This window comes from Roseibium sp. RKSG952, from assembly GCF_009711355.1.
On the sequence record NZ_SMMF01000809.1, the window covers coordinates 1 to 11,072 of the forward strand.

Sequence of the window (11,072 nt, forward strand, 5' to 3'; positions counted from 1 at the left end):
CGACTGTCCGGAAACAGGGACGAACTCCAGCGGTTTCGGTCCGGCATAAACCGGGCCATTAGAAACTTGCCGCATAGCGTTCCAGATGATGGTCGGCATCCCCGAAAGCCAGCTCGGCGACCATGACCCGTTTGACATAATCGCCCAACTCATAGTCTTCCGTCATGCCGATGCCGCCATGCATCTGCATGGCCTTCTGACAAATCAAGCGGCCCCGTTCGGCGAGAAACACCTTCGCGGCCGACACCGCTTTCCGCCGGCGTTCCGGGTCATGCCCATCCACGGTCATGGACGCTTCATAAACCAGAGAGCGCGCATGCTCCGCATCTATCACCATTTCCGCCAACTGGTGCTGAAGTGCCTGAAACTCGCCGATCGGACGCCCGAACTGGGTGCGGACCTTCAGATAGTCCGTGGTGAGCGCGATGATCCGGTCCAGCGCCCCAAGTGCTTCGGCGCAATAGGCAGCCGCCCCCAGATCGGCAACATGTTCAATCACGGGCCCTGCCCGGTTCTCCTCTCCAAGCACATCCGCAATGCTCACGGCGGCGTCCTGCAGGGTGATTTCGGCGCAGGAGCGTCCGTCTGCAAGCCGGTAGGACTGAAGCGTGACACCGGGCGCATCTGCCGGAATGAGAAACAGCGTCAAGCCTTCCATACTCCTTGAACCGAACGCCCCCGTTCGGGCGGAAACGATCAGGACATCTGCCGAAGGTGCGCCGATCGCCACTGATTTGCGGCCATACAGACGATAGGTGCCGCCTTCAGTCCGGGCAGTTGTTTCGACATGGCCCAGATCGAAACGCCCCCCGGGTTCCAGCAAGGCCACGGAACACTTCTTCGCGCCGCCCGCAATCGCTGGCAAGTACCGGCGCTTCTGGTCTTCGCTTCCGGCAAGCCCGATCGCACCGCCGCCGAGCACCACGCTGGCGGTAAACGGTTCGAGTGCCAGATACTGGCCGAACTCGATGGCAGCAACCATCGTATCGACCGCATTGCCGCCAATCCCGTCATAGGCCTCGGCAACGGGTAACCCCAAAAGCCCCAGCTCGCTCAGCGCTTTCCACGTGCCGGGGTTGTGGTCAAGACCGTCCGCCAGAATGCGCTTGCGGGTTGACCGGTCACAGGTGCCGCCCAGGAGCCTGCGCAGGCTGTCGGCGATGAGAGACTGTTCTTCCGAGTAGGTGAAGTCCATGACGCGTGCCTATTGATCCATGACTGTCTTCGAAATGATTGTCTTCTGGATCTCGGTCGACCCGCCGAAGATCGTCGCCTTGCGCCGGTCCAGATAGTTCGGCACACGCGGAATGGCATGATCCGGGCCGACAGTTTCCCCGTTCCAGGCCGGATCCATGGCCGCTTGCTGCCATGGAAGCGCGTAAGCGCCGACGGCCTCCATCTGCAGTTCCGCGATCCGCTGCTGGACTTCCGTACCCTTGACCTTCAGGAGTGAAGGGAAGGCCCCGTTCAAACCGCTGCCGTCACCGCCCCCGCTCAGCATCCGCAGATTGGTCAATTCCAGCGCCCGCAGCTCGATTTCCATCCGGGCCAGTTTTGCCGAAAACAGGGGATCCTCGATCAGGGGCTTGCCGTTTTTCCGCTCCTTGCGGGCAATATCGAGAAGTCTTCCGAATTCCGCCTTGCTGTCACCGATCCGGGCAATCCCGGTCCGCTCGTGACCAAGCAGGAACTTGGCGTAGGTCCAGCCCTGATTTTCCTCGCCCACCAGATTTCCGGCAGGCACGCGGACCTCTTCCAGAAAGACCTCATTGACCGAATGCATGCCGTCCGTGGTTATGATCGGCCGGACCGTGATGCCGGGCGTTTTCATGTCGATCAGAAGGAAGGAAATACCCTGCTGACGCTTTTTTGCCTTCGGATCGGTCCTGACGAGACAGAACATCCAGTCGGAGAAATGCGCGTAGGACGTCCAGATCTTCTGGCCGTTGACCACATAGTCATCCCCATCGCGGACAGCCGCCGTCTTCAGCGACGCAAGGTCGGACCCGGCTCCCGGTTCGGAAAAGCCTTGGCACCAGGCCACTTCCCCCGACACGATGCCGGGAAGATGCCGGGCTTTCTGGTCTTCGTTACCATATTCAATCAGCACCGGACCAATCATGTGGACCCCGAACGGCAAGACCCGGGGCGCTCCTGCAAAACAGGCTTCCTCGTCAAAAATGCTGACCTGAGCCGGTGTCCATCCGCAGCCGCCATGTTCCACCGGCCAGCGCGGCACAAGCCAGCCCTTCTTCCCGAGGATCTTCTGCCATCCCCTGAAGTCGTCTTCTCCAAGTTTCTGGCCAGCCTTCACCTTGGCACTCAGATCCTTCGGCAGGCTTTCCTCCAGAAACGCCCGCACCCCGGCGCGAAACGCGTCTTCTTCTGCCGTGTAGCCGATATGCATTCCTGCCTCCCTAAACCCCGTCTGCTCAAGGCCTCCGGCGATTGCCGGCACCGCAGGGCTCGCTCTTCCTTCAGGTCAGCCGCCAGCTGTTTGGCTGGTATTGGCGGCTCGCCGAGGCTGTCAACTTCGCTTCGACCCCTCTTCAAGAGTGCAGCAGCCTTGTTCGAATCAGGTGCTGTGAGCCCTCGACAGTTTTATTCGCTTACGTATTATTATATTACGAATTATTTAGTCCGCAACCGTTTCCTGATCCCGTCACTCATGCCGGGACCCACGGGCGGGCGTGGTTACTTGATCAAGACAGGGTTACGCAAGGCCGGTTGCAGCGCATTTTCTGCGCCACTGACAAACCGTTCAACCGGCGGCAAGAGTTCTCAAGTGTCCTTGCCGTTCAAGCGGTTTTGCAAGTTCTTTCGCGCCTTGCGCAAGGTCGTGACCATCTGGTCGAGTTCCGCTTCCTCGACCCCGTCAAACGTCACCTCGTTCAACTGGTGCAGGCTGTCACCGATCTTCTTCCACATGTCCTGCATCCTGGGTGTCAGCCAGACCCGCTTGGCCCGCCGGTCGTTTTCGTCCGGGCGCCGTTCGACATAGCCCTTGGCTTCCAGACGGTCGACGAGACCGCTGACCGTCACCGTACCGATATCCATCCGGGCGGAGAGTTCGGTCTGGGTCAACCCGTCTTGCCTGTGCAGATTGTTGAGAACGAACACCTGCACATGGGTCAGGCCGTATTCCGACGCCAGCTGGTCGAACAGAATACGCCGGAACCGGGCAACATCGCTCAAGAGCGTCCCGAGTTTACGATCCAACTCTTGCATAGACTCCACTCATTACCTTCTTCCACCGGTTGTGCGCGCAAGTCCGGACCCGGATTGACTGGCCTGCGGCACATCTTTCCGGCCCGGCTCGGCGCGTGTTGACTAGCAAACAATGACCATGCGAACAATCTCCCGGTTTTTCCGGCACGATCACCTTTTGATCAGTCCGTGACAATCCCCAGTTCTTTCAGGATTTCAGCCGTGTGCTGGCCGACGCCCGCAGGTGGTGAGGCCTGTTGTCTCGGGCCGTCTTCACTGGCCGTGAACGGTGCCCCGAGAAACCTAATCCCCTCGCCAAGGCCATCAACGGCTCCGGCATCAACCATTACCCCGCGATGCTCAAGCTGCGGGTCATTCAATGCCTGCGCCAGATCACGAACTGCCTGCGCGGGCACCCCGCTTGGTTTCAGGATATCCAGCCAGTCCCGGGTGTTCCGGGTTTCCAGCACAGGTTCGATCAGGGCACGGGCTGCCGTCAGATTGGTTTGCCGCGCGGCCTCGGTGCAAAACCGCGGATCATTCAGCTGCTCCGCCAGACCAAGCGCCTTGAATGCGTTTTCCTGCTGGCGGGCGGTCAGCGTTGCCAGAAGGATCAATCCGTCGGCTGTCCTGAAAGTGCCGGATGTTGGCTGCGAAATAGGTGAATCGTTCCCCAGTAGGGGCGGCAGCGCGCCGCGCACAAGATAGTCCGCCCCCTGACAGCACATCAGCTGCAAGGCCGTGTCAAACATCGCAACATCGAGATATTGGCCCTCTCCGGTGATCGCACGGCGATAAAGCGCTGCAGCGATCGCAAAGGAGGCCGATATGCCGGTCGCAACGTCAACCAGCATGAAACCGGACCGGGTGGGTCCCGTTTCCGGATGGCCAGTCAGAGACATCATGCCCGAATCCGCCTGGATGGCGGAATCATAGGCGCGTTCGGATTTGCGCGGGCCACATTGGCCATAGCCGCTGATCGAGCAATAGATGACGCTCGGGTTGTTCTTGCGCACGCTGTCATAGTCGATGCCCAATTGACCGGCTGTGCCGGGCACGAAATTTTCCACCACCACATCGGCATTGGCCACAAGAGCCGCGGCCACGTCCTTGCCGTGGTCTGTGGTCAGATCAAGGGCAAGGCTGCGTTTGCCGAGGTTGCCGGTCAAAAAGGACGGTGAGAGCCGTTTTGCCGCAAGCTCGGGACTGGTGAGCGCCCCACGCATCTGGTCTCCCTCTCCGGGAGCTTCCACCTTGATGACATCAGCGTCGAGCAGGGCCAGCATCTGGGTCGAGACCGGACCCGACAGGGCCCGGGTGAAGTCAATTACCCGCAAACCTTTAAATGCACGCATGTTTTCAATCCGGTTTGCTCGTTTGAGACTGGTCCGGCCGCGGCACGATCACCGCATCCAGAGCGACCGCCCCCTTGGGCAACACCACAAAGGGGTTGATATCAACCGACTGCAACCGGTCGCCATTTTCGTCGGCAAAGACGGACAGCCGCGACAGGGCATTCGCCAATGCATCGACATCACAAGCCGGAGCCCCGCGCACACCATCAAGCACCGCCCGGCCCTTGATGCCGTCGATCATGCGATGGGCTTCCTCAATGCCGAAGGGGGCAAGGCGAAAGGTAACGTCCTTCATCACCTCCACGAAAATGCCGCCAAGGCCGAACATCACGGCGGGCCCGAGAACCGGATCCCGTGTTACCCCAAGAACCGTCTCGACGCCGCCGGACACCATTTCGCACACCAGAACGCCTTCAAGACGCGCCTTGGGATATGCAGCACGGGCACGCGTCACAATGTCTTCAAATCCCTTTGCAATCGCGTCCGGGCCGTTCAATCCGATCAGCACGCCGCCGATTTCGGTCTTGTGCAGAATGTCGGGCGAGGCGATTTTCAAGACGACAGGGCCGCCTATGGATTGCCATGCGGCAATTGCCTGCCCGGGACTAGCGGCAAGGCTTTCCCGCGTTACCGGAATGCCGGAACTCGCCAGGATCGATTTTGCCCCTGCTTCGGAGATATCATGATCCGGCACCGGGATGGCGGCCTCGGGCAGACCCTGAACCGGCTCCGGCCCTGCCCGGTCAAACACCTCGTGAAACCGGTTCAGGGCGGCAATTGCCCGGATCGCCATGACCGGGTCTTCAAAACAGCCAATGTTCAGCGCTTCATACTTCGCCGTGATGTCGGGCGGTGCAATCATGCTGAGCGCCATCGGCGCGTCCGGGTGCCGCTCTCTCAGATCCTTGAAGGTCGCCAGCAAATAGTCCTTGAGCGCAGGCGACTGGGGCGTGCTTGCCAGATAAACGGCAAAGGCATCGAAGCCGCTTTCGCGGATCGACAGATCAATGCTCTTGCCGATGACTTCCGGTTCATTGGTGACCTGACCCGTGACATCAATCGGATTGCGCACCCCGGCATAGGGCATCAGCTCCAGTATCTTGCCTTGCAATTCGTCCGGAGTGGCGGGCACCTTGAGGCCGGTCTTGACCGCCTCGTCCGCCATTTGAATGCCAACCCCGCCGGAGACGGTCTGGATCCCCAGTTTGCGGCCTTTCGGGAAATTCCCGGTCTGGCAGGCATAGGCGACATCGACCATTTCTTGGCAGCTTTGCGCCCGGTAGACACCGTATTGCTCAAACAGCGCATTGTAGATTGCGTCGTCTCCGGCAAGGCTGGCCGTATGGGTGGCGGCCGCAGCCGCGCCCACATCCGTATCGCCGACCTTGATCATGATCACCGGCTTTCTTGCAGTCCGGGCTAGATCCAGCGCGTCGCAAATCCGGTCCTTGTCCTTGACCCCTTCCGTGTAAGCCATGATGGTCTGGACGTCTGGGTGCCTGGCGTAATAGGCGATCACTTCAGCCACATCGATGTCTGCCTCATTGCCGGTCGTGACCCAAAGGTCCGTGGCCACACCGCGCCGCTGCGACATGTAGAACATGTGTGCCCCATAGGCCCCGCTCTGGCTGATGATGGCGGTCTTACCCGGCGCCAGCCGGACATTGGCCTGAATATTGGTGAAAGTGCCGTACCAGCCCGCGCTGAGGCTGAGGGCACCGATACAGTTGGGCCCAAGCAGCCGCATGCCCGCCTCCCGGGCGGCATCGCGGAGACGGGTTTGCGCTCCGGCCCCGTCTGCGCCCAGTTCGGCAAATCCGGCGCTGAAAATGATGGTCGCCCGGGTGCCATGTTCGGCGCAATCGGAAACAGTCTGCGCAACCATGGGGGCCGGTACTGCGATAATGGCACAGTCGACCGGGCCCGGAACATCCCGGATCGAAGGATAGGACGTCAGCCCCTGAACAGTCTCCCGTTTGGGGTTGACCGGATAGATCTTTCCGCCGAAGCCGCCTGAAATCGTGCTCTCAATCGGACGTCCGCCGATCCGGTGCGGCTGATCCGAGGCGCCAATGATGGCCACGGAGCGGGGCTGCAACAACGCGTCAAGCGCCGAGCTTGAAGAGACGGTGATACTATCGGCCATGGCATGCCCTTTCATTCAGATCCGCTGGCCAGCGCCCAACCCGAAACGGCTCCGCCGGTTTGCATGTGATGACTGTGTTCTGTTGGTGCAAGGAGGGCTTTTCGGATTGCTCCGAACGCTTCCCTTGCCGGATGACGGCGGCAACGCAGATCGGTACCGGAGCCTCCAACTCCGGAAACTCCGTCTCTGCACCTCCTACCGCCCCTCAAAAACCGGTTTGCGGCTCTCTGCGAACGCCGTCACGCCCTCCTCGAAATCGCGGGTCTTGAACGCCTTGCCTTGAAAGGCCGCCTCGATCCGCAGGGATTCGTCGAGCGAAGCGGTTTGCGCGGCGGCGATTTGCCTTTTGATCATGCCCAGAGCAACAGTCGGTCCGGTAGCAAGACGGTGTGCGAGGTTTCGGGCCGTTTCCTGTAAAACTTCATCTTCCGTGACTTCATGGATCAGCCCCCATTCCCGCGCAGTTGCAGCGTCGATTGTTCCTCCGAGCATGGCAAGGGCTGCGGTGCGTGACGCCCCGATCCGATGAGTCAGCAGCGACGACATGCCCCCGTCCAGAACCGCGCCAATCTTCGAAAAAGACAGATGAAATCTGGCAGACCTCGCCATCAGAACAATGTCGGAGGCAAGCACAACAGAAAAACCCGCGCCTGCCGCCGGGCCATTGACGGCTGCAACCACCGGAACAGGAATATCCCGCAGGGCCAGGATCATGCGGTTGAGGCCATTCAGGATCTGCGTCTCGATGTGATCGCGCCGGGCCAGCATGGTTTCAAGGCCGACATCGCCGCCACTGCAAAACCCTCGACCCTTGGCATTGATCAGGATGGCGCGGACCTCGGGGGCCTGAAACTCCCGCGAGAGCTCGGCCATCATGATCTCCCGCATGTCGGCCGACAGCGCATTCAACCGGTCCGGCCGGTTGAGCGTCAGCGTCAACACGCCACTTTCCCGATTTACCAAGAGGTCAGACATCGTTCCTCCTCAGGTTCGCCAGACCACAGACGGGAACTCGCGCTCCCGCCATGCGGCCTGCCAAGACTTGAAAATGACGGGCTGGCCTTTCCTCCCGGACCTGCCCCGTCATTCAATGACGGATGTCAGGCACCCATCTTTCCGACGATCGCGAGCGAGCACACGTTCTGGTGCGGGAAACCACCCAGATTGTGTGTCATGCCGAAGACAGGCTCTTGCTGGCGCTGGCGTTCACCGGCTTTGCCCTGCAGTTGCAGATACATTTCGTAGATCATGCGCAATCCGGATGCACCAATCGGATGGCCGAAGCACTTCAGACCACCATCAATCTGGCAAGGCACCTTGCCGTCCGCATCGTAAAACCCGTCCATGATGTCCTTCACCGCACCGCCTTCCGGCGAGATGAACAGATCCTCCATGGTCACAAGTTCCGTGATCGAAAAGCAGTCATGCACTTCAAACAGGCTGATCTGCTCTCTCGGATTGGTGATCCCGGCTTCCTTGTAGGCCCGCTCCGCGCATTTGCGGGTCGTGACGAAATGGCTTCCGTCCCACGAATTATGCTGGGCCTCAAGCCCGTTGGAGGCCGCCAACTGTAAAGCCTTGACGGTGATGAGATCATGCTTGCCGAGGGACCTTGCAATTTCCGGGGTCGTCACAATGGCGCAGGCTGATCCGTCCGACACCCCGCAGCAGTCGAACAGTCCGAGCGGATCGGCGATCATTGGCGCGTTCAGCACCTTGTCCTCATCAATCCGGTTGCGCAGATGCGCTTTCGGATTGCGGGCGCCGTTTTCATGACTTTTGACCGAGATATGCGCCATGGCCCGCTTAAGGTCCTGCGGGGTGACACCGTGTTTGGCGCGGTAAGCGGCAGCCAGCTGGGCAAACGAGCCCGGCGCCGAGACATTCGCCCAGTAAAGGTCGTTGACCGAACCCCGGTTGCGCTGTGGCAAACCACCATAGCCGGTGTCTTTCAGCTTTTCAACGCCAAGGGCCAGGGCGATGTCGGCAGCTCCGGCCGCAACCGCGTAAACCGCTCCGCGAAACGCTTCGGATCCGCTTGCGCAGTAGTTTTCAACCCGGGTCACCGGAATGTTCGGTAACCGTAAAGCCATGGAGAGCGGCACAGCGGACTTGCCGACATGCTGATCCTCGATGGCGGTTCCCAGCCAGGCCGCATCAATCTGCTGTTTCTCGATGCCCGCGTCCTGAAGCGCCTCGCCAAAGGCCTCGATCATCAGATCTTCCGCATTGTCGCCCCAGCGTTCACCAAACTGCGTGCAACCCATGCCGAGAATGGCGACCTTGTCCCTGATACCGGATGCCATGATGTCACTCCTCCCTATTCCGCCGCTTCCGCAAGCTGCCCGCCGGCAGCCGCATCCGTGTCCGGTGCCGCTTTCCAGAAATAGCGGCGGAACCCGCGGTTCCGGTCGTAGTCCTTGACCCGGAACATCAGTTTCATTGCCATTCCCACCTCAAGCTCCTGATCCGGATCGATATCGGTAAAATCGGCCATCAGGCGGCCGCCCTCCTCGAACTGGATCATACCGTAGTAAGCTGGCGGGTCAGGCGAATAGGTCAGACGGTCGGCCGTGAAAGAATTGAGCCGCGCCGTCTTGTCGGCAAAGGCATGATCGTCCTGCGTGCCGACCGCCCCGCAATTCGGATTGACGCAGATATTGCTTTTGGGGAATTGCAGCGTTCCGCATTCCCGGCAGCACCCGCCAACCATGCGCTGAGCCATGTCGCGGTTGCGGTAATGGGTCGACAGGCCGGTGTGTTTGTCGACTTCGGCTCGGATGCCCTCCTCCACATTGACAAGGCCGTTGACGGTGAGAAACCGGGCATAGTTTGTGTCCGCCCGGCGCCGGGCAAGATGGCCGGAAATCCCCGCGCGTTCGGGCAGCGACTTGATCGCTTCCGTTGCCTCGAAGATCAGTGCATCGCATCCCTGCCCAAAGCCGGTAACCAGGATCCTGTCCCCTGGTGCTGCCGTTTCGAGCGCATGCACCAGCATGACGACGGGATGCGCCGCCCCGGTTTCTCCGCACACTGCCTGAAGATTGTCCGCGACTGCGCTGTCATTCAGGCCGGTCATTTTCGCAAGCTGACCTGCAACCCGCTTCATGGCGGCCGGAAAACAGAACGTCGTGATTTCCGCAGCCGCGATGCCGGTCTTTGCCAACACGGCCTCAATGGCAGCGGGCACGATCTTCAGGTAACCCTCGTCCCGCAGCCAGCGCTCCTCCCAGGCATAATCAAAGGCATTTCCGGCTCTACGGAAATGGTCGACAAAATCAACCGTCTCGGAATGAGCCCCGATGAACCTCGCAACAATATCTCCCGTGCCGACAAGCAAGGCGGCGGCACCGTCGCCATAGGTCAGTTCCTGCGGGCTGGCCGCCTTTGTCTGCCGTCTTTCCGAAGCGGCAAACAGGATCGGGCTTTCCGAACCATTTGCCGCCTGAAGGGCAACAGTCAGACCCGAACTCCCGGCACGCTGGGATGCCGCCAGGTCGAGTGTCATCAACCCGCTTTTGAGGTTCAGCGCGTCTGCGACCACACCGGCATTCTGCCGATCGTCGAAAGGGAAACTGGTGGACGCCATGAAAACAGCGGAAACCGCCGACCGGTCCTGCCCGGTCAGACAATCACGGGCCGCCTCGACGGCCATGGTGATGGCATCCTCGTCCCAGTTGGCAATCGCCCTCTCACCCCTTGCGAGCCCTTTCAGGCCGGGGTTGTACCAGGCATGGGTTTTACCGATTTCCGCCCTTTGCAGCCGGCTCCTTGGCACGTAGCCGCCAAAAGCCAGAATTCCAACGTCCATGACAACATCTCCTCCATTGCCGTCCGGCAGTCATGCTTTCGGCTTGCGGTCCAGCAGGCGGAACGCGCCCGATGCGGTTGCGATCAAGGTCCCGTCAGGCAGGGTGATATCTCCTTGCGCGAAAAACACAGACCTTCCCCCGCCAACCCGGCGGCCATGGGCCTGCAGCAGGCCTTCCCCCATCGGGGCGATGAAATTCGTGTTCAGGGTCAAGGTCATGCAATAGACTTTCGGCTCCGGTGGGGCCCGGAAACAGCCCGACATGCCACAGGCAAAATCGAGAGCACTGACCAGCATGCCGCCATGGGTGATCCCCATCACATTGGTATGATGGCTCTCGATCTCTACTTCCACACACGCGTAATCGGGCTGCCATTTGGTGAGCTCAAGACCCACATGCTTGTTGAACTCCCCGATCGGCCTCTGGCGAAGGGTCACAGTGTTTTCCATGTCTTTTGCTCTCTGCCTTACAGCCCGGCGCCTGCCGCCTTTCCTGATCACCCAAGTTCTGCTCCCCGGAAAACCCTCTTGCGGCCAGTATTCGGGGGGGGGG

9 protein-coding genes are annotated in these 11,072 nt (G+C 60.4%); all 9 read right to left on the reverse strand.

Features of this window, described 5'->3' with window-relative positions; translation table 11 throughout:
- Positions 1-58: 58 nt before the first annotated feature.
- On the reverse strand, positions 59-1,195 hold the full coding sequence (locus tag E1297_RS07865; RefSeq protein WP_155136200.1) for an acyl-CoA dehydrogenase family protein: 1,137 nt from the start codon (positions 1,193-1,195) through the stop codon (positions 59-61).
- Positions 1,196-1,204: 9 nt separating this feature from the next.
- Positions 1,205-2,407 (reverse strand): acyl-CoA dehydrogenase family protein, encoded by a 1,203-nt coding sequence (locus E1297_RS07870; RefSeq protein ID WP_155136203.1) that lies wholly within the window; start codon positions 2,405-2,407, stop codon positions 1,205-1,207.
- A 374-nt stretch (positions 2,408-2,781) separates the two neighbouring features.
- Positions 2,782-3,228, reverse strand: a complete 447-nt coding sequence (locus tag E1297_RS07875; RefSeq protein WP_155136206.1) for a MarR family winged helix-turn-helix transcriptional regulator — start codon at positions 3,226-3,228, stop codon at positions 2,782-2,784.
- A 161-nt stretch (positions 3,229-3,389) separates the two neighbouring features.
- Complete coding sequence (locus E1297_RS07880; protein ID WP_155136209.1) at positions 3,390-4,562, reverse strand: CaiB/BaiF CoA-transferase family protein; 1,173 nt, start codon at positions 4,560-4,562, stop codon at positions 3,390-3,392.
- A 4-nt stretch (positions 4,563-4,566) separates the two neighbouring features.
- A complete protein-coding gene (locus tag E1297_RS07885) occupies positions 4,567-6,708 on the reverse strand; it encodes an acetate--CoA ligase family protein (protein WP_196223241.1) in 2,142 nt (713 codons plus the stop codon).
- A gap of 195 nt (positions 6,709-6,903) precedes the next feature.
- The gene (locus E1297_RS07890; protein ID WP_155136215.1) at positions 6,904-7,683 is read right to left on the reverse strand and encodes an enoyl-CoA hydratase-related protein; all 780 of its coding nucleotides are present in this window, start codon (positions 7,681-7,683) and stop codon (positions 6,904-6,906) included.
- Between the two features lie 125 nt (positions 7,684-7,808).
- Positions 7,809-9,014 (reverse strand): acetyl-CoA acetyltransferase, encoded by a 1,206-nt coding sequence (locus E1297_RS07895; RefSeq protein WP_155136218.1) that lies wholly within the window; start codon positions 9,012-9,014, stop codon positions 7,809-7,811.
- Positions 9,015-9,028: 14 nt separating this feature from the next.
- On the reverse strand, positions 9,029-10,519 hold the full coding sequence (locus tag E1297_RS07900; protein WP_155136220.1) for a hydroxymethylglutaryl-CoA synthase family protein: 1,491 nt from the start codon (positions 10,517-10,519) through the stop codon (positions 9,029-9,031).
- A gap of 30 nt (positions 10,520-10,549) precedes the next feature.
- On the reverse strand, positions 10,550-10,969 hold the full coding sequence (locus E1297_RS07905; RefSeq protein ID WP_155136223.1) for a PaaI family thioesterase: 420 nt from the start codon (positions 10,967-10,969) through the stop codon (positions 10,550-10,552).
- Positions 10,970-11,072 lie beyond the last annotated feature (103 nt).